Source organism: Pseudomonas sp. PDM14, from assembly GCF_014851905.1.
Lineage (GTDB): Bacteria > Pseudomonadota > Gammaproteobacteria > Pseudomonadales > Pseudomonadaceae > Aquipseudomonas.
This window is the reverse complement of the sequence record NZ_JACVAQ010000002.1, coordinates 1,407,312-1,428,094: the sequence shown is the minus strand read 5'-3', so window position 1 is coordinate 1,428,094 and position 20,783 is coordinate 1,407,312. Positions and strand designations below refer to the sequence as shown.

Below are 20,783 nucleotides of genomic sequence, written 5' to 3'. Positions count from 1 at the left end.
AGCATTGAGGGTATCCCCTGATAACAATCACCTGGAGTCATCCTCATGTTCAAACGTCCTCTGGCGGCCCTGTTGGTCGCACTGCAACTGGTTCTGTTCGCTCATGTTCCCCTGGCCAACGCGGCCATGATCGGCACCCCGCAGGTGCTGCAGGAGCATCAGCAGCAGGTCGATCGGCAACAGTTGCTGAGCATGCTGGATGACCAGCAGGCGCAGCAGAAACTCGAGGAGCTGGGTGTCGACCGCGCCCAGGTCGAAGCGCGCATCAACAGCCTGACGCCGGCCGAGCTGGCGCAGTTCAACCAGCAACTGGCCAACGAGCCGGCGGGTGCCAGCGTGGCGGGTGTCATCGTGCTGTTTCTGGTGATCTTCATCATCACCGACATGCTCTGCGCCACGGACATCTTCAGCTTCGTTAAATGCCTGCGCTGACAGGCTGGCCGGCGCGGTCGTTTCTGGTCGCGCTGGCGTTGGTGCTGGGAGGCTGCGCCGGCAAGGTGCAGTTGCCCGCGCAGAGCGAACGCCTGCCGCAGCGGGTCGAACTCAGCGAGGTGCCGTTCTACCCGCAGGAAGAATTCCAGTGCGGGCCGGCGGCGCTGGCCACCATGCTCGTCCAGCGTGGCGTGCAGACCTCGCCCGAGCAGCTCAAGCCCCAGGTCTACCTGCCAGGCCGGCAGGGCAGCCTGAAGCTGGAACTGGTCGCCGCGGCGCGGCAGCACGGGCAACTGGTCTACCCGCTTGAGCCGCAGCTGGATGCACTGCTGGCCCAGGTGGCTGCCGGCAACCCGGTGCTGGTGATGCAGAACCTCGGCCTGGACTGGTACCCGCAATGGCACTTCGCCGTGCTGGTCGGCTTCGACCGAGCGAAGAGCGAATTGATCCTGCGCTCGGCCACCGTCGAACGCTGGACCACCGATTTCAGCAGTTTCGACCGTACCTGGGCGCGTGCCCAGCGTTGGGCGGTCGTCACCGTACCCCCTGACAAACTTCCTGCCGAGGCCAGGCTGCAACCCTGGTTGCAGGCCGCCAGTGACCTTGAGGAAACCGGTCGCCGTGCCGACGCCGAACGCGCCTATCGCACGGCTGCCGAGCGCTGGCCGGGTGAACCCATGCCGGCGCTGGCGCTGGGTAATGCGCGCTACGCCGAGGGCGACAAGGCAGGCGCCGAGGCGGCGCTGCGCGACAGCCTGCAGCGCAAGGCGGATTTCAGCGTGGGCTGGTTCAACCTGGGGCAGCTGCTCAATGAGCGCGGCTGCCCGCAGCAGGCCTCGGCGGCGCGTGCATGCGCCCGTCAGCTGGCGCCGGATGACACCCGTTTCAGCGCCCCGCTGGAGGCCGCCGGCAAAGCCAGCAGTGGCTGCAGCGCACTACCGAAGTGCCCGCTGAACTGAGTTCGGCTGTGTAGGGCGCGTGAGCCATTCACGAGCCTTCTGTGCGCACGGCGTACTGTGTGCCGGTGCTCAGCCGGTACGGCGGCCGATGTGCAGGATCAGCGCGAGTGCCGTCGGGTAGCAGAGGTAGTGCAGGAAGAACAGCAATTGGCCCATGTCGCCCGGTTCATCCTTGAGCCACATCAGGCCGAAGATGATCAGGTAGATCAGCCCGAGCACGCCGCCGTACAGCGCCACCAAACTCCAACGTTCGCCGATGCTGGAGATTCGGCGCTCCAGGTGCACGAAGCCCCAGCGCAGGGCGAAGGCGATCAGCACGGCAGCCAGCACGGTCGCCGGCATGCCGCCGATCTTCAGCCCGGCGCGCAGCAGCACGTTGAACAGGAAGGCCGCGGCTACCGCGACGAGCACGTACTGGTAAAGCGCGAAGCGGCGCGGCAGGGCGTTCACAGCTGGCGGTCGAGGCCGAAGCGTTTGCGCAGCATGCCGTCGAGCAGACGTTGCGGCAGCCAGCGCGCCATCAGCGGGTACTTGCGGCTGCCGTTGCCGATGCGCATCAGCTGCGGGCGTTTGGCGCTGCGCACGCCGGCCAGCAGTTCGGCGGCGAACACGCTGGCCGGGGTGGCATCTTCCTGCGAGGCATTGGCGCGGGCGCGGATGCCGTCACGGATCGGCCACCAGGGCGACTGTTCGCTGATTACCTGTTCCGCCGCCGCAGTGGCGTTGTTGCCGAAGCTCGAGGCGATGGCACCCGGCTGCACTTCCATGACCTCCACGCCGAACGGCGCCAGCTCCATGCGCAGCGCGCGGGAGAGCACGTGCACCGAGGCCTTCGACGCACAGTAGGCGCCGGCGAACGGGGTGATCAGTACGCTGGAAATGCTGCTGATGTTGACCACCAGACCGCGGCTTTCACGCAGCAGCGGGAAGCAGGTGCGGGTCAGCTCGATCAGGCTGAACACGTTGGTCTCGAACTGCTGGCGCAGCACCGGTGCGCCACCGTCGAGCAACGGGCCCATGGCGCCGTAACCGGCGTTGTTGATCAGCACGTCGAGGCGCCCGGCTTCGCTGCGCAGGCGTTCGGCCACGCGCTGCAGGGCGTCGGCGTCGTTGACGTCCAGCTCCACCGCGGTGAAGCCTGCGGCGCCGAGGGCAGCGAGATCCTGGGGTTTGCGCGCACAGGCCCAGACCTGGTAACCGGCTGCCTTGAAGGCGTCCGCCAGGGCACGGCCGATGCCGCTGGAACAACCGGTGATAAGGACGACGGGGTGGCTCATGCAGCGCTCCTTGTGATTGTCGATGGCACGGGCAATGCCAGCCATCCTACACAAGGCGCGAATGACGTGTATGGCCCGGCGGGCCATACACGGGAAGTGGGTGGCGCGCCGCCAGGGGCGGCGCGACCGGGGTCAACGCACGGGGACGTTGCGGATTTCCGGGCTGCGCCCGTAGACGTCTTCCAGGCGTTCGATGTCATCCTCGCCCAGGTAACTGCCGGACTGCACCTCGATGATCTCCAGGGGGATCTTGCCGGGGTTGGTCAGGCGGTGTACCGAAGTCATCGGGATGTAGGTCGACTGGTTCTCGGTGAGCAGGAAGGTGTTGTCGTCGCAGGTCACCTCGGCGGTACCGGAGACCACGATCCAGTGCTCGGCGCGGTGGTGGTGCATCTGCAGCGACAGCTGCGCCCCCGGCTTGACCGTGATGTGCTTGACCTGGAAGCGTCCGCCCATGTCCACCGAGTCGTACGAGCCCCACGGGCGATATACCTCGCAGTGATTCTGGGTCTCGGAGCGGCCCTGCTCGTTGAGCGTGTTGACCAGCTGCTTGACCTCCTGCACGCGGTCCTTGTGGGCAATCATCATGGCGTCCTTGGTTTCCACCACGACGATGTCTTCCAGGCCGATCACCGAGACCAGCTTGCCGTTGCCGTGCACCAGGCAGTTGTGGCTGTCGCGCACGACCACGTCCCCCTTGGTCACGTTGCCGTCTTCGTCCTTTGCGTGCACGTCCCACAGCGAGGCCCAGCAGCCGACGTCGCTCCAGCCGGCGGACAGCGGCACCACGCAGGCGCGGGTGGTCTTTTCCATCACCGCGTAGTCGATGGAATTGTCCGGGCAGCACTCGAAGGTGGCCGGGTCGATGGTGATCTGCTGGCCTTCGCGCTCGCTGCGTTCCAGGGCCAGCAGGCAGGTGTCGTAGATGTCCGGGTCGTGGTGCTTGAGCTCGTCGAGGAAGCGGCTGGCGCGGAACAGGAACATGCCGCTGTTCCAGTAGTAGTCGCCGGATTTGACGTACTCCGCGGCGCGCTCGGCGTCGGGTTTCTCGACGAACTGCGCGACGCGGCTGACGCCCTCGGGCAGGGCGATGTCGCCGGCCTCGGAGCGGATATAGCCGTAGCCGGTTTCCGGTTTGGTCGCCGGTACGCCGAACAGCACCATCTCGCCTTTTTCCGCGGCCACGGTGGCCAGGGCCAGGGCTTGCTGGAAGGCGCGCTGGTCTTCCAGCACGTGATCGGCGGGTAGCACCAGCATCAGCTCGTCACGGCCTTCGTTGACCAGTTGCATGGCCGCGATGGCGACAGCGGGGGCGGTGTTGCGGCCGAAAGGCTCGAGCAGTAGCAGCTGCGTTTTCAGCTGCAGCTGTTCCAGCTGTTCGAGGACGATGAAGCGGTGTTCCTTGTTGGCCACCAGCACGGCCGGCTGCATGCCGTCGAACTCGAGGCGCTGGATGGTCTGTTGAAACAGCGTGTGCTCACCGGTGAGGGCGAGGAACTGCTTGGGGTATTGCTTGCGCGAGAGGGGCCAAAGTCGCGAGCCGCTGCCGCCGGAAAGGATCACTGGAATCATGGTTGTATCTCCTGAAAACTGTTAATGGCCATTTCCCCACTGCTCCAATCACTTATCCAATCGTGTTGCTGCGTCCCGCCCTCTGCTGCGGCGGGCACGCTGTACTTGTTGTTCTGTTCGCTGCGCAGATCCTGCCGGGCTGTCGCCAACGCGGCTGGACGCGCAGCTGTCACTCAAGATTCCGCCGGACGCTTGACCCACACCGGCGACAGCTTGCCGCTGGTGCCGGTGACGTACAGGCAGACCACTTCGCCGCGCTCGAGGGTGACGGGCTTGAGGTCGCTGACCTTCTTGTCGCCATCGAACAGGGCCAGGCCGACCTTGACCGGGTTGATTTCACGCTCGCCGCTGCTGTCCGGGCCCACTGCATCGACCACCGGGGTCTTGCCGTCGGCGGTCTTCAGGGTGAGCTTGGCGTCGCTGAGGTTCTGCACGCGGATCAGCGCCTTCTGCTTGTTCTTGAAGGGCTCTTCCTCGACCAGCTTGGGCGCCTCGCCCGGCTGGCTGACCAGGGTGTAGTACTGGTCGGACTCCAGCTTCACCGGCAGGTTGCTGCTACCGACCTGGGCGCTGTAGCTGCCGGCCGGGAGGAACTTGAAGTCGCTGGAACCTTGCGGCGCGATGTCGTTGAGTGCGGTGTTGCCGACGTTGACGCTGAGTTCCGTGTTGCCGGCGTTGTAGGCACGCACGAAGGCCGAGCCTTTGGGCGCTTGCGGGCCGTAGAGGCCGCCTTCGTCGGCGTGGGCGTGCAGGGCGCCGATGCTCAGGGCGAGCGCGCAGGCATACGACGTCCAGCTGCGGTTGGTCTGTCTGGTCATGAGGTGTTCCTCCATCTTGCCTATCGAATGGCCTGTTCAGGCCGTTGTTCCGGGTGAGGGAAATTCCTTACCCATGGCCTTTCTCCCGCGGAGAAAGGTGATCAGTGGCTGGCCGTGGTAGCCAGGCGTTCGCTGCCGCTGCTGCCTTTGAGTTCGGCGATCCAGTCCGGATCGAAATCGCTGAAATCATTGGCCATCGGCAGGTAGCGCTCGGGGAATTCCCAGATCACCACCTGCGGCGGGGCATTCTTCAGGTCGTCGCTCTGCAGGTACTTGAGCATCGGCAGAATCGGCCCGTGGCCATCCTCGGCGTGGTTGCTCAGGTCGCGTTGCAGGTCCTGGCGCAAGGCGCCGGCGAAGTTCCATTTGGGGTTGGCGCTGTAGCTGGTGCCAACCAGTGCCACCGGCATGCTGCTGTCGGCGAACAGAGCGTCGTCACCGTCGCCTTCGCCGGTCGCGCGGGTAGCGCGCTGCTGCAGGTCGTCCGGCTTGGGCATGAGGTTTTCGAACAGCGGATCGAGCGGCAGGAAGCGGGTCAGGTCGCCCTTGTAGTCCTTGCGCTCGGTGGTTTCGGTGACGTACGCCTGGGCCTCGCCATCGAGCTGCACCGCACCGCGCACGGCATTGCCGACCTGCTGCGCGACCACCTCGGCGCCCAGCGGCGTCCAATGGGTGTCGGTTCGCAGGAAAACCTGGCCGCGTTCCTTGGCCTGCTGCAGCGAGCTGAGCAAGTCCGGTGCCGGGATGCCGTTGCCGCGCACGGTGTTGCGGAAGCTCTGGTACAGGTCCTGACGCAGCGCGGTGGCGCGGTTGTCGCCGGTGTACTCCGGGTACAGCCGCGACTTGGATGGCACGATGGCCAGGACCAGCTGCACGTTGTGCTTGCTCAGCTCGTTGCGCACGCCCTGGACGATGGCCAGGTTGTCCTGCAGGTTCTGCGTCTGTTCGGCGACCGGCTTGAACTCCTCGTCGGAGTACAGCCAGCCGTTTTCGCCGATGACCACGCCGGGGCGGCCTTCATTGAACAGCTTGTATTCCAGCAGCGCCCAGACGTTGGTGCTGAACTGCTTGATCGGAAATTCTTCGTCGTAGTGCTTCTCGAAGGCGTGGGTCAGCTTGCCGTTGAGCACGGGGGTGTCGTCCGCCGCCGAGAAGTCGGTGAAGCTCTTGGTCGACCAGATGGCCAGGGCCACCAGACTGACGCCAAAGGCGGCGGAGTAGATGATGTTGCCGGTACGAGTCGTCATCTCGGCGCTCCTCAGAACTGGAAGTACAGGAAGGGCGAGAAACTCTGCGCCGAGAGTTTCAGCACCGAAGCGGCGAACAGCAGCAGCACCGCCACGCGGGTGGCCACCACTGGCAGCTGGCTGAGCCAGGACGGCTGGTAGACCAGTGCGCCGCTCGGCGAGTAGGCGATGGCCGCCGGGTCAGCCTGCGCAGCACCGGCGCTGCGCGGCTGTGCAGTAGCCGGGCCGTCGGCCTCGACATGCTCCTCGGCCCTGGCCTTGGGCGCGCCCTTCAGCGGGTTGGCGTAGAACTGGCGGATACCGAAATAGGCCATGGCCAGGTACGCCAGCACCAGGCTCGCTACCTGCAGGCTGGTCAGCTGTGCGGCGTTGAGTTCCGACAGACGCCAGTCGCCGAAGCTGAACATGGCCGAGTACATGCGCCAGGCTACGTCGAGGTTCTCGGCGCGGAAGATCACCCAGCCGATCACCACCAGGAGGAAGGTGAATGCCCACCTCAGCGGCTGGATGCGCCGCGGAGCGGCGTCCACGCCAAGGGCGCGCTCGATTGCCAGCCACATGCCGTGCCAGGCACCCCAGATGATGTAGGTGAAGTTGGCGCCGTGCCACAGACCGCCCAGCAGCATGGTCAGGAACAGGTTGCGGTAGGTGGCGAAGGTGCTGCCGCGGTTGCCGCCGAGGCTGATGTACAGGTAGTCACGCAGCCAGGTCGACAGGCTGATGTGCCAGCGCCGCCAGAACTCGGTGATCGACTGGCTGATGTAGGGCTGGTTGAAGTTCTCCATGAAGCGGAAACCCATCATCAGGCCCAGGCCGATGGCCATGCTGCTGTAGCCGGCGAAGTCGAAATACAGCTGCGCCGTGTAGGCCAGCGCGCCGAGCCAGGCGTCGCCGGTGCTGGGGTCGGCCAGGGCGAAGGAATGGTCGGCGATCGGCGCGATGCTGTCGGCGATGAACACCTTCATGATGAAGCCCTGCATGAAGCGCGTGCAGCCTTCGGCGAACTTGTCGACGGTGTGGGTGCGGTAGTTGAACTGGTCGACCAGGTCACGGAAGCGCAGCACCGGGCCGGCGATCAGGTGCGGGAAGATCGCCACGAACGCCGCGAAGTCGATCAGGTTGTGCGTGGCTGGCGTGTCGCCACGGTACACGTCGATGATGTAGCTGATCGACTCGAACACGTAGAACGAGATACCGATCGGCAGCAGGATGTGGGTGATGATGAACGGCTCGAAACCGAACGAGGTGATGATCGCGTTGAGGCTCTCCACGCCGAAGCCGGCGTACTTGAAGTAGCCGAGCACGCAGAGGTCGACGACCACGCCGAAGATCAGCCATTTCTGCGCCGCTTTCGTGCGCACCCCGGCCGCGCCGATGCGCAGGCCGATCCAGTAGTTGAATACCGTGACTCCGATGAACAGTGCCAGGAAGTCGATACGCCACCAGGCGTAGAAGATGTAACTGGCGATCAGCAACAACAGGTTGCGATAGCGGTTTCCGCTCAAGTAGTACAGGCCGAGAAAGACCGGCAGGAACAAGAACAGGAACACGTTGGATGAGAAAACCATCCGCGTCTCTCCATCGAAGAATTGTCAGGGCCATCCGGCCCACCCATTCCTCCCCGGTGCTGCAAGGTGTTGCGTCCGCCCGCGTCTGGTGTGCGGGTCGGTGGTTTGGTGCGAGGAGAATTTTCCTCACCCCAGCCCTCTCCCGGAGGGAGAGGGGGTATTCGTGTTGCCTGTTTCACTGAGGCCGGCAGGGTGGCGGTTAGGCGCCTGGCGGCAATCTCTCACCCACTGCGGATCAGCTCCCTCTCCCTCCGGGAGAGGGTTGGGGTGAGGGGAGGGCGGCGCAGATCAACTCCCGCCTTCCTCATTCGGATCGAACACCTGGGTCACGTCGCCGCCGAGGCGGAAGGTTTTGAACGGGCCCTTTTCCTTGCGGTTTTCCTGTAGCTCGGCGGAGCAGGCGTAGAGGCTGCAATAGGGTTCCAGCCAGGCGAATTTGGCGCGTTTCTCCAGGTCTTCCATGTCCTGCTTCTCGTCGGTGCGGGCCTGGAACACGTCCTCGTCGTCGACGCCCTGCATGACCCGTTCGGCTAGGCGTTTCAGCGCGCCGTTGTTCTCTTCACGCAGGTCGACGCCATTGGCCTTGGCAAATGCGGCGACCATCGCCAGCGGCGGCAGGGCATAGTTGTGGTACGCCAGGGCGCGCTGGCGGCGCTTGAGTTCGTTGGGCAGGTAGCCCTGGTCATCGACCTGGTTGGCGGCGATGCGGAACTGGTCCACCGACCAGTCGAACAGGTCGCGGCGGTCGGTGGCCACGGCGGTGGCCATCACCGACCAGGCTGCCCAGTAGCTGTGGTTGTTGATCTTCTTCAGCGGCAGATCGCTCCAGTCGGTAACGGTCTGCTCGGCCATCTTGACGAACCACGACTCGATCATCTGCGACTGCTGCGCGTAGGGCGCCAGCGGCCGCGACTCGGAAAACTTCAGGCGCAGGTAGGCGGAAGACAGGCTGCCCAGTGCCCATTTGCGGATCGACTTGCCGGTGTGGTTGCCTTCGGTGCTGAGCAGGGCATCGGCCTGGGCCCAGCTGCCGAGCCATTGCAGCGCACACTGCAGCTGCTGCTGATGGCCCTCGCGCATGTATTCCATGATCTGCTGATTGACCCCGCGCTCCATCTCGGTGATGGCCGCGGTGCTGTCGCGAAAGGCCTTCTCGGCGTCCTTGTTCAGCGTGGCGCGGGCCTTGTCCGAGCCTTCGTACTTGCTGCGAAATTCCAGCTTGGCGGTGTACGGCTTGGGCGGTGCGCTGCAGTGACGCGGCTTGCTGTCGTCCTTGTCCACCGGGGCGTAGTAACCCTGCGGCGGCACCAGGCTGGCGGCGAAGGCCGGCTGGGCGAGCAGCCCGGCACCGAGAATGCAGGGCGCCAGCAGCACGGGTTTGAACCAGGTTGGATACTTCATTGCGTTACCTCCTGCCTCATTCGGCCTTGGCCGTTAGAGGTTTGCCCCCGGCGTCCTGACGTTTGCACAACGTCGCTTCCACGCTGAGGTTGGCCGGCATCTGTTCCGGACTGTGAATTTCCAGGGCGAGCATGTTCAGGTCGGGCCAGTCATCGTCGCTGCGCAGCTCGAAGACATAACGCCCACCGGTATCGACACGATCGCTCTGCTCGATCTTGAAGTTTTCGCGGCGGCCGTTGAGGTACCAGATGGTCGCCTTGGAGTCGTGCACGGACGGGTCGCTGAAGGTCAGGTCGACCTGGTAGTCGCCGCCACGCAGGGTGCGCAGCTTGTCTTCGCCGTTGACCAGCACCTCGTTGGCGCCCGGTTTGAGGGTGACCTTGTTCTTCATCACCGCGGTGCCGTTGGCGCAGCCGTTGCTGACCAGCGGCACGGCCTGGCGGTAGAAGCTCTTCTGCGCCAGGTCGTAGTGGGTGGCGAATTCCCAGATGAGGATCTTCGGCGGGTTGTCGTGGAATTCCTGGCCACTCATGTACTGCAGCAGGGCGCTGTCGAAGCCGCCGCCGCTGACCGCCAGGTTGAGCACGTCGGCTTTGGCGTGCTGTTCGAGGAAGCCGCCGAAGTTGTAGGCCGGGCCGCTGTTACTGGTGCCGACCAGGGCGATCTGCGGGTTGGATTCGTCGCCGAACAGGCTGTCGCCACCGGCTTCGCCGACCGGCTCGGTCTCGAAACGCTCGACGTACTGGGTGGCGTAGGTGGTGCCGCAGAAGTTCGCCGCGGTCTTGTGCAGGGTGCCGGCCTTGGGCAGCAGGCCGACCACCTTGCTCTCGAATTCCTTCTTCGGGATATCGTTGAAACCGGGGATTTCCTTCAGCGTCTCGGCCACCAGCTTGGCGGTGCGGTCGGCACCGGCCGGGGTCCAGTGGTGGTCCGCCTTGAAGTAGTAATCGGTGCCCACGTCCTTCTCGTCGAACAGCGGCGACAGGTCGGTGACCCAGATGCCGGCCTTGCGGAAGTTGGCCACGGCCTCGAGGTAGTTCTTCTTCGCCAGGTCGTAGTCGAAATTGGCTTTCTCGTCCTCGGTGAGCTGCTCGCGGTTCACCAGGCCACGGGTCGGCTGGTAGACGATCATCAGCTCGACGCCCTTGGCCTTGAGGGCATCGGCGAGGCGCTTGAATTCCCTATAGCCCTGCGGCGTGGTGCCGAAGTCGGTGCGCAGGTCGTAGCGGGTGCGGAACAGCCAGTCGCCCTTGCCCTGTACCAGGGCGGTGAAGAAGCTCAGGTACTTGGTGTTGTACTGGCTCGGGTCCTGGGCGGTGGGGCAGAGCGGGCCGACACGCTGCACCTGGTACTGCGGTTCGGCCACGGCCGCACCGGCGGCGCCGGCCAGGGTGATGGCCAGCGCCAGGTGGCGCAGCGGCAAGCGGGGTGTGGTTGCTGGTTTCATGAATGGTGCTCCCTCAATCCTGAAGTTCGGCCTGGCTTTCGACGGGGTCGATGAGTACGGCGAGCTTGCGCCGCACCATCAGGTCGAGGATTTCTTCCTGCTTCTCGCCGAGGATGCCGGCGAAGCTGATCCCGGTGCTTTTGGTCGGCGCGATGAGATCGACGTTGTACAGCTCCACCGACAGCGGCGAGTCGATCGACAGCGGGCTGGAGCCGTTGGCGGCGAGCTTGCCGCCGACCACGATCATCGACACCTTGGCGTCGAAGGGGTCCAGCTCGATGTTGCGGTCGGTGTCGGAGAGGTCCTTGATGTGGCCGTAGATGCCGGTCAGGCCGTTGCCTGCCGAGAGGTTCTCGTACAGGCGGATGTTCACGCTGTTGCGGATGCGAATGCCGTGGCGGGCGTTGTTCAGTACCTGGTTGCCCCACAGCAGGTTGTCCGAGCTTTCGTACAGGGTGATGCCGTCGGCGTGGTTCTGATAAACCTCGTTGTAGGCGATCAGGTTGTTCACGCTGTTACGGTCGATGACGATGCCCGAGAGCTTGTTGTCGTAGGTCTTGTTGTTGATGATCCAGCTGTCGTCGACCTCGCGGGAAATGATGATGCCGTGCTTCTTCTTGGTTCCGAACACGGTGTTCTCGGCGATGATCAGGCCGTGGGAGCGGTCATGCGGGTCGATGCCGTAGACGATGTTGTCGCGGTAGGTGTTGCCCTTGATCACCACGTTTTCGGCTTCGTAGCAGTAGAAGCCGTACCAGTGGTCGACGAACTCCGAGTCGATCAGCCAGCCGGTCGGCTCCGGGCGCTTGAGGCGCGCGTGCATGCCGGGGGTGTACTGGGTGATGGAGACGCCGTAGGACTTACTGGTGTTGTAGCCGAGGCTGGTGACCACGCTGTCGGCGATGTACAGCTCGCTGCCGCCCCAGGAGACCAGGAACGGGCGGAATTCGTTGGCCTTGCGGAAGGTCGCCGGGCCCTTGTCCGCTTCGCGCCAGGCCGTCAGCTTGCTGCCGGTGATGAACAGCAGGCCGTCGTTGACCACGAACGCGCCGCGCTCCTGGGACAGGCGCAGGTCCTTGACCTCGGGGCCGACATGGAAGGTCGCGCCCTGGGCAACCACCAGTGGCAGGCGGGCGATGTACACGCCCGGCGCAGTTTCCTCGAACTGGCTGGCCGGCAGTTTCTTCGCCAGGTCCTTGGGCGTCATGTAGCCACCCTCGATGAAGATCGCCTGGGGCATGCCGCGCTGGCGGGTGACCCATTCACGCAGGCGTTCGTTGCCGCCGATGAAGTCCTTCAGGGCGTCCTGCTGCATCATCCGCTTCACGCTGACGCTGCCGCCGGGCTTGCGCACGATCTTGGCGTCCACCGCCTGGCGGGTGTAGCCGCTCAGGTCCGGCAGTTTCGGCTTGGCCAAATGCAGCTGGTCGATGGGCGCACTGGTCACCGTGTAGTTGTCGGTTTCCTTGAGTTCCTTGGTCGGCTCTGGCGCGGCGGCCACGCTCGGTGCGCTGGTATTTGCCTCGGCCACCTGCAAGGCGCACAGCAGGGCGCTGCCGCACAGCAGGCCCAAGGCGCGGCGCTTGGTGGTGGCCGTGGGCGGGAAGAGCCCGCGAGGGGAGGGCGCGGTATGCACCGGCCCTGCGCTGAATATGCGTGCCTGCATGAGCATGTCCTCAGAAGCGCCAGATGAAGTCGACGAAGGCGCGGTGCATCAGCGAGTCGGTGCCGCCGGCGTAGGCATTGCCGGGCTTGAACACGCCGCCGCGGAAACGCACCAGGGCCGAACGGTCGTCCAGGTGCTCGGTCATTGAGGTAGGCATTACGCCCTGCTTGAAGTACTTGGTGACGACCAGGTCGAGTTCCTGGCCGACATCCTTCTCGCCATCTTCCAGCGGTGCGGTGATGCCGCTCTGGCCGATGTCCTGGTTGTCGTCGACGCGCCAGAAGCGGTGGTAGACCAGGCTCGCGTCGTAGTCTTCGCGCAGCTTCCAGGAGGTGAACGCGGTGGCCACCTGCAGGTTGGAGAGTTCGCCGCGGAAGGCTTCGCCGAAGCGGTGCACACGCGAGTCGACGCCGGTGAAGGCCGAGCGGTTGCTCTCCAGGCCGGTTTGCATGAACTGCTCGGACTTGTCCTCGTCGCCGCCACCGCTGCCGCGAGCGTAGGCACCACCGACCTTCCAGTTCTCGTCGAGGGTGTAGCGCAGGCCGAGGTCGACGGCCCAGGCGTTGACGTCCTGGTTGCGCGAGCCGGTGGCGATGCGCTCGTCACCGACCACGGTCTGTTCCAGCTGGTCGGTGTCGCCAGTCAGCCAGGTGACCTGCGCCCAGTAGTTGAGCGGGTTCTTCGAGTTGGGGTTGAAGAAGTCGCCGTCGGCGTTGAGGCCGAGCCAGGTCAGGTCGCCGGTGTAGCGCTTGTCGAGCTCCTCGATCTCCTCGCCGGGGTTGGCCAGGTCGCCATCGTCGCGGCTGTGTTGCAGTTTGGCGCCGACCCAGTGGCCGGGCGTCCACTGGTAGTTGAGGTCGCCGAACAGGTGCTGGCGGTCCTCGTCTTCCGGGGCCAGGTCGTCGAGGTCGGTACGGTAGTCGGAGTAGCGTTCGGCGAGGCCGACGTTGGCCTGCAGCAGGGTGGTGTCGAAGGTCCAGCGCAGGGCCTCGATGTTGGTGTCCCACCAGGTGCCTTCGTCGCTGCGCACACGCTGGCGACCAAAGCGCAGGTGTTCGCCGGGGTAGGGCGTGAGCCCGGCGTAGTCGACCCAGAATTCGCGCAGGGCCAGGTAGCTCTTGTCGGGCTGGCGGCCGTTGTCGCTGCTGTTCGAGCCGGAGTCGGAGTCCAGGTCGCTGGATTCGATGGTGTCGGTTTCGACGATGTCGGTGGCGGTAACCGCCTGGCCCATGACGAACGCGCTCCAGTCTCCGCGCTGGCCGTAGGCCCAGGGGCGCACGTCCAGACCGATACCCTCGACGTCGCCACCGCGCTGGGTGCCGAGGTCACGGTCGTCTTCCGACTGTGCGGTGATCTTGATGTCGAGGCCGAAATTCTGATCGGTGAGCTGTACTGCCCAGGCCGAACTGGCCGACAACAACGACACGCTTAAACCCAGTCCTGTGGTAATCCGATTCAATTTCATCGTGGTGTCCTTACTCGAGGGTCGCATTCAGGGGCGCTTCGGTCTGCCAGGCACTGCCGCGCAGCTGGCGTTCATCGCGCAGGCGCTGCTGGGCTTGTGCCTGCTGCGCGGGCGTCAGCTGCTGGGCCACGGTGCGGGCCAGCTCGCTGGCCTGCGGGGTGTTTTTCGGCAGCGCAAGCTGGCTGAACACGAAGGCGTTGACCAGGTCGGGCTCGATGCCCTTGCCCTGGGAGAACATCTGGCCGAGGGCGAAGTCGGCGTTGATGTTGCCGGCGCGGGCGGCGCTGAGCAGGTGATCCAGCGCCTGCTGCGGGTAGATGTCACCGAGGTAGCCGCGCAGGTAGATCTGGCCGAGGAAGTAGTTGGCGGTCGGCTCGCTCGGGGCGGCTTTGCGCAGGTGCTCTTCGGCTTTCTGCGGGTCGGCCGGCACCAGCTTGCCTTCGTAGTACAGGCGCCCGAGCAGCAGCTCGGCGCGCGGTAGGGCAGCGGCGCGGCCGTTGTCCAGGTAGGTCATCATGGTTTCCGCATCGCCCAGGCCGGGGTAGTCGTAGAGCAGGCGTGCCAGGCTGACCCAGGACGCCGGGTAAGCCGGGGCGACCTCTTCGAGCAGCTCCTTGGCCTTGTTCTCGTCCGGCTTGCCCAGCTCGGCATCGGCCAGCACCAGGGCGACGGCGTCGACCCGTTGCGCCGGCACGCTGCCGCTGCGATAGCCGGCCATCATCTGCTCGATCAACTGGTCGCGGGCGTCGGTCTTGCCCTGCATCTGGTAGACGGTGGCCAGTTCGACGTAGCACACCGCTTCCTGGGCGACCAGGTTCTGGCAGATACGCTCGATCTCGCCCAGGTGCTGCGCATAATTGCCCTGGGTGCGGTAGAAGAGGATCTGCGCCAGCTCGGCCTGCGGATGGCCCTGTTGGCGCCAGGTGGAAATTTTTTCCTGTACGTTCATGCCGGGAAAATCCTGTGGGAATTGCAGGTAGAGCATCACCAGGGGCATCAGGCTGCTGACTTCGCCAGCGGCAAATGCCTGGTTGAGTAGCTCGGCGGCTTCACGGCGTTCATCCGGGGTGGCGGTGGGCTTGCGCGCCAGCAGCTTGCCGAGGCGCGCCTTGGCGCGGGGCGATTCGTCCATGGCCTGGCGATAGGTCTGTTCAGCCTTCTCCAGGTCTTCCGGGGAACCACTGGCGGCCTGCAGGTCGGCGAGGCCAACCTGGGAGTCGACGTAGCCCATGTCCGCCAGCAGGCGGAAGTTGCGCTCGGCGGTGGCGGCGTCGCCATTCTTGAGCGCCTCGCGGGCGAGGCGCTCGTCCGGCAGGCCGGCACAACCGGCCAGGCCGATGGCCAGGGCGAGTGTCAGCAGGGGCGTGGTCAGGCCGCGGGGCGGCGTTACTCGGAAGTCGCGATTGCGCACGGTCATGCCCTCCTTAGAGCCCGGCCGCCATGGCTTTGTCGATCATCCAGTCCAGCGACGGGCCGCGATCGATGGTGACTTCCACCGGTTGGCCGGCGAGGGTGCTGGTCAGCGGGGTGTCCGGCTGGATCACGGTGCGGATATCCGAGGACAGGCCGCCTTCGTGCAGGCTGGTGCTGACGATTTTGCCGCGGCGCGGCTCGTCTTCACCGGCGACCCAGAAGTGCACGCGGGTGCCCGGGCGAGCCTGGGCCAGGTGGCGGTAAGGGAAGCTGGCGGCGACGGTGGCGTTGCTGTCCTGCGGCACCAGTTCGAAGATCACGTCGCCCTTGCTGGCGAACTGGCCGTCGGCCACCAGCTGACGTGCGACCTTGCAGTTGCACGGGCTGGTCAGGGTGCCCTTCATCTGCTTGCCGAACAGCTCCTCGACATTGGCCGGGCTGAGCTGGTCGTCGGTCAGGTGGCCCTTGAGCATCTCCAGCATGGTCGCGGAGAAGGAGGCCATCGGTGCGCCTTTCTCGATGCTGTCTGTACCGGGCGGCAGCAGGCTCTGCACGGTGCCCTCGCGCGGCATGGTCACCTGCATGCTCGGCACGCTGACCTGGGCCGACTGGGCGTGGGTGACGAAGTACAGGTTGTACAGCGACTGCAGGATGAAGGCGAAGGCGGCGACGCCGATGATGAACAGCGCCACGCTGAAGCCCACGGCCTTGACCCGGCCGAAGAAGTCCATGCCGTTGCCGCCGGCGCCCTGTTTGCGCGGCTTGGTGAAGTTCTCGCGCTGCAGGGTGTTGAGCAGGCCGCCGATGTTGATCATCTCGCCGCCCAGGTGCGCGGAAATCAGGTGACGCAGGGTGGCGATATCCTGTGGCTTGAGGTTGTGGAACTGGCAACCGACGCGACCGCCCTCGATGGAGCGCACCTGGAACTCGACGTCCAGACCCAGGTTGAGGCCATCGACCTGGAACTGCAGGCGGGCCTGGTAGTAGTCGCCGACCTGGATCGGCAGCTTGTCCGCGGCGAAGCTCAGGCCACCTGCGGACAGGTCGAGTACGCGCAGTTCCACGCGTTCGCGGTTCTTCGCCAGAAAGCGCAGCAGGGAAGGGATCTTGACCCGGGCATGCTGACGCTGGGCTTCCGACTCGTGGACCACATTGACGTTGACGGCTGTGTTCATGGTTTCAAATTCCTGTTCGAGAGCTGGTCACACCAACGCCATGAGCGTGGCGATGAATACGCTGGTGGCAGAAAAGGTCATGGCGCGGGAAGACCAGGTGTTGAACCAGCGCGAGAAGCTGGCCAGGTCGCGGTTGAGTTTTGTGTTTTGTCGGGTCCAGGACTGTTGGTCGAGGCGGAAGAACACGTAGATCTTCACCATCGCGCCGACGATCTGGTTGTAGTAGAGGATCAGCGGATAGGCGGGGCCGATCCGGTGGCCGCTGACGCTGAGCAGCAGGGTCAGAATCAGGCGGGTGATGCCGATCCACAGCAGGTAGATGAGGATGAACGCGATGCTGTACTTGATGCTGGCGATGATCGCCACCGCCAGGCCCAGCAGGCAGGTCCACATCGAAACGCGCTGGTCGAACAGCACCAGGCTGGTGAAAGCCCCCAGGCGACGAACGCCCAGGCGCAATGCTCGCGAGTTCTGCCGCAGGTTGTTGCCGTACCAGCGGAACATCAGTTTGCGGCTGGCCTTGACGAAGCTCTTCTCCGGCGGGTGCTCGACCGTATTGATCGCTGCATCCGGCACGTAGAAGGTGTCGTAGCCCAGGCGCATGAGGCTGTACCAGCTGGACTTGTCGTCGCCGGTGAGGAACTGGAAGCGACCCAGGCGCCAGTGGTCCAGGTGGTCGCTTTCCACGTCGGCGATGAACTCGGGATTGGTCACCACCTGGGCGCGGAATACCGACATGCGCCCGGTCATGGTCAGCACGCGCTTGGACAGGGCCATGGAGCACATGTTGAGATGGCGCTGGGCGAAGCGCAGCTTGTGCCATTCGCTCATCAGGTAGCTGCCGCGCACCTCGCAGAATTCGTTGGTGGTCAGGCCGCCGACGTTGGGGAACAGCTTGAACCAGGGCACGGTCTTGCGCACCACACCGGCGCCGAGCACGGTGTCGCCGTCGATTACCGCGACGACCGCATCGCTGTCCGGCATCTGCCGCGAGATGGCGCGAAAGCCATAGGCCAGGCCGTCGCGCTTGCCGGTACCGGGGATGCGCACGAAGTCCAGCTTGACCCGCGCCGGCGGATTCAGCTGCGCCCACAGGCCCTTGACCAGCAGCTCATCGGACAGCTCGACGATCGAGCAGACCACGGTGGTGGGGTAGCCGCAGTCGATCGCTTCCTGCAGCACCGAGCGGTACACCTGGGCGGTGGTCAGCGCATCGATACGGAAGCTGGTGACCAGCAGGAACACGTGCGAGGGGTCGGCGGCGGTGCCGAGCTTCTGCACCTTGCGCCGGTAGAGCGGGAACACCACGTAAAGGAACAGGCAGCCGCGCACGAAATGCAGGGCGCCCATGGAATAGCGCCAGATACCGACGATGCCGATCAGCAGGAGGAAATCCTTGGATTCGGGGTCGAATACGGTCCGTGGCAATGCCAGCGCCAGCAACATCAGGAGCGTCAGGTAGAGCAGCCAGCCCGTGGCCTCGTTGAGGCCTTTCTTCAGCTTGTCCATATGCATATCCATCGTGTCCGTCGGGCGAACCTCGGGCGTGGGCGCTGCTCTTGTTGTTGTACTGGCGCGCCCAAGGTCCGGTCCGGCTGGAGGGGCTGCTTACCAGCAGATGCCTTCGGCGCCGGCATGGCTGGAGGTCGACATGAAACCGACCAGGTCGATGATCTGCTTGCCTTCCGGGGTGTTCTCGGCGAGGTCGGCGAAGCGCTTGTCGCCATTGCCGAGGACGATCACGTCGGCGTTGTCGATCACCGAGTCGAAATCGCTGTTGAGCAGCGAGGAGACGTGCGGGATCTTCGACTCGATGTAGTCCTTGTTGGCGCCATAGACGCGGGCGTACTCGACGTTGTTGTCGTAGATGCTCAGGTCGAAGCCCTTGCCAATGAGCATTTCCGCCAGTTCCACCAGCGGGCTCTCACGCAGGTCATCGGTGCCGGCCTTGAAGCTCAGACCGAGCAGGGCGACCTTGCGCTTGTCGTAGCCGGCGATCATGTCGAAGGCGTTCTGCACCTGGGTGGCATTGCTGCGCATCAGCGAGCCGATCAGCGGCGCGTCGACGTCCAGCGAGCTGGCGCGGTAGTTGAGGGCGCGCACGTCCTTGGGCAGGCAGGAGCCGCCGAAGGCGAAGCCAGGCTTCATGTAGTACTTGGACAGGTTGAGTTTGTTGTCCTGGCAGATCACGTCCATCACTTCGCGGCCGTCGACGCCGACTGCCTTGGCGATGTTGCCGATCTCGTTGGCGAAGGTGACCTTGGCCGCGTGCCAGACGTTGCAGGTGTACTTGATCATCTCGGCGACTTCGATGTCCTTGCGGATGATCGGTGCGTCGAGTTCTTCGTAGATGCTGGCCAGCAGGTCGCCGGACGCGGTGTCGAACTCGCCGATGACGGTCATCGGCGGGAAGTCGTAGTCCTTGATCGCGGTGCTTTCGCGCAGGAACTCGGGGTTCACCGCCAGGCCGAAGTCGGCGCCGGCCTTCTTGCCCGAGCAGTCTTCGAGAATCGGCAGGACCACGTTCTTCGCGGTGCCCGGCAGCACGGTGCTGCGCACCACCACGGTGTGGCGGCCCGGTTTGTCACGCATGGCGAAGCCGATCTCGCGGCACACGCCTTCGATGTAATCCAGTTCCAGGTCACCGTTCTTCTTGCTTGGCGTGCCGACGCAGATGAACGAGACATCGGTGTCGCGCACGGCGGCGGCGACATCGGTGGTTCCGCGCAAGCGACCGGTCTGCAGACCCTGCTGCAGGAGTTCCTCGAGACCCGGTTCGACAATTGGCGATTTGCCCTGATTGATCAGGTCGATCTTGGTTGCGGAGATATCGACACCGACCACTTCGTGGCCACGCGCCGACAGGCAACCTGCACAGACCGCACCTACATAACCCAAGCCAAAGATGCTGATTCGCATCACATTCACCTCGTCCATTCGTTTGCACAGTTAATAGGGCCAACAGCCGCTATCGTTGTATTGGTTCAGTTCCCTTAAAGGCCCTGAACGAATAAAGGCATAATTAAAAGTTCGCTTCCGAAGTAGAAGCTAATATGGGGCTTGTAATAGTAAACCGTGCCCATTCAACTGCTGGGAGCCTCGGCCTGCGCAGGCTCTAGCTCATGCCTCCCAGCCCGTTGCCTGGGGCTGGAATACTGCAAGTTCCTCTTCATGACTTTCGCAGGGTCAAACATGCCCGTCGAACGTGGGTCCGAACTAAATGGGCAGTTATTGATCACGCTGAAAGTTGCGTGAAGAAATGTGTTACGGAGAGTAAGAGTGCGGCGAATTTCCGTTAGTTCAGACCGTTCATCGCGTTTTGTGGCGTGATCGGTGTTTTCAACTACGGATCAGATAGTTGCAATCTGATGGCACTTCAAAAGTGTCAGCGGGGGATGTTTCGGCAAAGGGAAAGTTCAGATAAGAATTTTTTGAACTTCTGCTTGTTATATATAAATAATTTGACGCTGGATTAATGGCGCGCTTGCGGGCCGGTTCGAAACCGCACTCGCGCCACGGCGGGCCTAGTCCTGCGGCTGGTCGCGCAGGAACACCAGACTGTCCGGTTTCGACTGTTCGGCGCTGAAGCGGTAGCCTTGGTAGCTGAAATCCTTCAGACCGGCGGGATCGCGCAGGCGCTCCTTGATCACGTAACGGGCCATCAGGCCGCGGGCTTTCTTGGCGTAGAAGCTGATGATCTTGTACTGGCCGTTCTTCAGGTCCTTGAACTCGGTGTCGATGATCCGCGCGTTCAGGGATTTGCGTTTTACCGCGCCGAAGTACTCGTTGGAGGCCAGGTTGAGCAAAACGTCATCGCCCTGATCGGCCAGGGCCTGGTTCAGCCAGCCGCTGATGCGCTCGCCCCAGAAGGCATACAGGTCCTTGCCGGCGGCATTGGCCAGCTTGGTGCCCATCTCCAGGCGATATGGCTGCATCAGGTCCAGCGGGCGCAGCACGCCATACAGGCCGGAGAGCATGCGCAGGTGCGCTTGCGCGAAGTCGAAATCGGCGTCGGCGAAGTCTTCGGCATTCAGCCCGGTGTACACATCGCCCTTGAAGGCAAGCAGTGCCTGCTTGGCGTTGGACGGGTTGAACGGGCGTTGCCAGCTGCCATAGCGCGCCACATTGAGGGCGGACAGCTTGTCGGACAGGCTCATCAGCTCACCGATCTGCTGCGGGCTCAGCTCGCGCAGGGTCTCGATCAACGTCTGCGCGTCGTCCAGGTGTTCGGGCTGGGTGAAGCGGCCGACTACCGGCGGCGTTTCATAGTCCAGGGTCTTGGCGGGGGAAATCACCATCAGCATGCATTCGTCTCCTCTCGGCGAGCGGCGATTCTAGGCTGA

Annotated in this window: 17 protein-coding genes; 2 read left to right on the top strand and 15 right to left on the bottom strand. The window is 64.2% G+C overall.

Annotation, left to right across the window (positions count from 1 at the left end; genetic code table 11):
* Positions 1 to 45: 45 nt before the first annotated feature.
* Together IB229_RS19190 and IB229_RS19185 are read left to right on the top strand one after the other, a co-directional pair.
* Positions 46 to 432, top strand: a complete 387-nt coding sequence (locus IB229_RS19190) for a PA2779 family protein (RefSeq protein WP_192331493.1) — start codon at positions 46 to 48, stop codon at positions 430 to 432.
* Positions 420 to 1,391, top strand: coding sequence for a PA2778 family cysteine peptidase (locus tag IB229_RS19185; protein WP_192331492.1), 972 nt, complete (start codon positions 420 to 422; stop codon positions 1,389 to 1,391). Before IB229_RS19190 ends, IB229_RS19185 begins: the two co-directional genes overlap by 13 nt.
* 69 nt (positions 1,392 to 1,460) lie before the next feature.
* Here IB229_RS19185 and IB229_RS19180 read toward each other — a convergent pair whose 3' ends face one another.
* The 15 genes from IB229_RS19180 to yaaA all read right to left on the bottom strand — a co-directional run bounded on the left by IB229_RS19180 (position 1,461) and on the right by yaaA (position 20,744).
* Positions 1,461 to 1,841, bottom strand: coding sequence for a hypothetical protein (locus IB229_RS19180; protein ID WP_412547800.1), 381 nt, complete (start codon positions 1,839 to 1,841; stop codon positions 1,461 to 1,463).
* Entirely contained in the window at positions 1,838 to 2,668 is an 831-nt protein-coding gene (locus IB229_RS19175; RefSeq protein ID WP_192331491.1) for an SDR family oxidoreductase, read from the bottom strand. The genes IB229_RS19180 and IB229_RS19175 overlap by 4 nt, the downstream gene beginning before the upstream one ends.
* A gap of 132 nt (positions 2,669 to 2,800) precedes the next feature.
* On the bottom strand, positions 2,801 to 4,240 hold the full coding sequence (locus IB229_RS19170; protein ID WP_192331490.1) for a mannose-1-phosphate guanylyltransferase/mannose-6-phosphate isomerase: 1,440 nt from the start codon (positions 4,238 to 4,240) through the stop codon (positions 2,801 to 2,803).
* Between the two features lie 173 nt (positions 4,241 to 4,413).
* Positions 4,414 to 5,058 (bottom strand): alginate O-acetyltransferase AlgF, encoded by a 645-nt coding sequence (locus IB229_RS19165; RefSeq protein WP_192331489.1) that lies wholly within the window; start codon positions 5,056 to 5,058, stop codon positions 4,414 to 4,416.
* Positions 5,059 to 5,159: 101 nt separating this feature from the next.
* Positions 5,160 to 6,305 (bottom strand): alginate O-acetyltransferase, encoded by a 1,146-nt coding sequence (locus tag IB229_RS19160; RefSeq protein ID WP_192331488.1) that lies wholly within the window; start codon positions 6,303 to 6,305, stop codon positions 5,160 to 5,162.
* A gap of 11 nt (positions 6,306 to 6,316) precedes the next feature.
* A complete protein-coding gene (locus tag IB229_RS19155; RefSeq protein WP_192331487.1) occupies positions 6,317 to 7,873 on the bottom strand; it encodes an MBOAT family O-acyltransferase in 1,557 nt (518 codons plus the stop codon).
* A gap of 288 nt (positions 7,874 to 8,161) precedes the next feature.
* Positions 8,162 to 9,274 (bottom strand): mannuronate-specific alginate lyase, encoded by a 1,113-nt coding sequence (locus IB229_RS19150; protein ID WP_192331486.1) that lies wholly within the window; start codon positions 9,272 to 9,274, stop codon positions 8,162 to 8,164.
* Between the two features lie 16 nt (positions 9,275 to 9,290).
* A complete protein-coding gene (locus IB229_RS19145) occupies positions 9,291 to 10,721 on the bottom strand; it encodes an alginate O-acetyltransferase (RefSeq protein ID WP_192331485.1) in 1,431 nt (476 codons plus the stop codon).
* A gap of 13 nt (positions 10,722 to 10,734) precedes the next feature.
* Positions 10,735 to 12,387: a mannuronan 5-epimerase AlgG gene (algG, locus tag IB229_RS19140; RefSeq protein ID WP_225579180.1), complete on the bottom strand. Its 1,653-nt coding sequence runs from the start codon at positions 12,385 to 12,387 to the stop codon at positions 10,735 to 10,737.
* Positions 12,388 to 12,397: 10 nt separating this feature from the next.
* Positions 12,398 to 13,852, bottom strand: coding sequence for an alginate export family protein (locus IB229_RS19135; RefSeq protein ID WP_192331484.1), 1,455 nt, complete (start codon positions 13,850 to 13,852; stop codon positions 12,398 to 12,400).
* Positions 13,853 to 13,862: 10 nt separating this feature from the next.
* Positions 13,863 to 15,269 (bottom strand): alginate biosynthesis TPR repeat lipoprotein AlgK, encoded by a 1,407-nt coding sequence (gene algK / locus IB229_RS19130; RefSeq protein WP_192331483.1) that lies wholly within the window; start codon positions 15,267 to 15,269, stop codon positions 13,863 to 13,865.
* A 7-nt stretch (positions 15,270 to 15,276) separates the two neighbouring features.
* Positions 15,277 to 16,440 (bottom strand): alginate biosynthesis protein Alg44, encoded by a 1,164-nt coding sequence (locus IB229_RS19125; protein ID WP_192331482.1) that lies wholly within the window; start codon positions 16,438 to 16,440, stop codon positions 15,277 to 15,279.
* Positions 16,441 to 16,467: 27 nt separating this feature from the next.
* Entirely contained in the window at positions 16,468 to 17,949 is a 1,482-nt protein-coding gene (alg8, locus tag IB229_RS19120) for a mannuronan synthase (RefSeq protein ID WP_192331481.1), read from the bottom strand.
* Between the two features lie 99 nt (positions 17,950 to 18,048).
* Entirely contained in the window at positions 18,049 to 19,359 is a 1,311-nt protein-coding gene (gene algD, locus IB229_RS19115) for a GDP-mannose 6-dehydrogenase (RefSeq protein ID WP_192331480.1), read from the bottom strand.
* Positions 19,360 to 19,964: 605 nt separating this feature from the next.
* On the bottom strand, positions 19,965 to 20,744 hold the full coding sequence (yaaA, locus tag IB229_RS19110; RefSeq protein WP_192331479.1) for a peroxide stress protein YaaA: 780 nt from the start codon (positions 20,742 to 20,744) through the stop codon (positions 19,965 to 19,967).
* Positions 20,745 to 20,783 lie beyond the last annotated feature (39 nt).

What these genes read in the sequence shown, in the direction of transcription:
- IB229_RS19170 (WP_192331490.1), bottom strand. Translation starts at nt 4,240, where the DNA reads ATGATTCCAGTGATCCTTTCCGGCGGCAGCGGCTCGCGACTTTGGCCC.
- IB229_RS19165 (WP_192331489.1), bottom strand. Translation starts at nt 5,058, where the DNA reads ATGACCAGACAGACCAACCGCAGCTGGACGTCGTATGCCTGCGCGCTC.
- algK (WP_192331483.1), bottom strand. Translation starts at nt 15,269, where the DNA reads ATGACCGTGCGCAATCGCGACTTCCGAGTAACGCCGCCCCGCGGCCTG.
- IB229_RS19175 (WP_192331491.1), bottom strand. Translation starts at nt 2,668, where the DNA reads ATGAGCCACCCCGTCGTCCTTATCACCGGTTGTTCCAGCGGCATCGGC.
- IB229_RS19150 (WP_192331486.1), bottom strand. Translation starts at nt 9,274, where the DNA reads ATGAAGTATCCAACCTGGTTCAAACCCGTGCTGCTGGCGCCCTGCATT.
- algD (WP_192331480.1), bottom strand. Translation starts at nt 19,359, where the DNA reads ATGCGAATCAGCATCTTTGGCTTGGGTTATGTAGGTGCGGTCTGTGCA.
- IB229_RS19185 (WP_192331492.1), top strand. Translation starts at nt 420, where the DNA reads ATGCCTGCGCTGACAGGCTGGCCGGCGCGGTCGTTTCTGGTCGCGCTG.
- yaaA (WP_192331479.1), bottom strand. Translation starts at nt 20,744, where the DNA reads ATGCTGATGGTGATTTCCCCCGCCAAGACCCTGGACTATGAAACGCCG.
- IB229_RS19135 (WP_192331484.1), bottom strand. Translation starts at nt 13,852, where the DNA reads ATGAAATTGAATCGGATTACCACAGGACTGGGTTTAAGCGTGTCGTTG.
- IB229_RS19125 (WP_192331482.1), bottom strand. Translation starts at nt 16,440, where the DNA reads ATGAACACAGCCGTCAACGTCAATGTGGTCCACGAGTCGGAAGCCCAG.
- IB229_RS19190 (WP_192331493.1), top strand. Translation starts at nt 46, where the DNA reads ATGTTCAAACGTCCTCTGGCGGCCCTGTTGGTCGCACTGCAACTGGTT.
- IB229_RS19160 (WP_192331488.1), bottom strand. Translation starts at nt 6,305, where the DNA reads ATGACGACTCGTACCGGCAACATCATCTACTCCGCCGCCTTTGGCGTC.
- IB229_RS19155 (WP_192331487.1), bottom strand. Translation starts at nt 7,873, where the DNA reads ATGGTTTTCTCATCCAACGTGTTCCTGTTCTTGTTCCTGCCGGTCTTT.
- algG (WP_225579180.1), bottom strand. Translation starts at nt 12,387, where the DNA reads ATGCAGGCACGCATATTCAGCGCAGGGCCGGTGCATACCGCGCCCTCC.
- alg8 (WP_192331481.1), bottom strand. Translation starts at nt 17,949, where the DNA reads ATGGACAAGCTGAAGAAAGGCCTCAACGAGGCCACGGGCTGGCTGCTC.
- IB229_RS19145 (WP_192331485.1), bottom strand. Translation starts at nt 10,721, where the DNA reads ATGAAACCAGCAACCACACCCCGCTTGCCGCTGCGCCACCTGGCGCTG.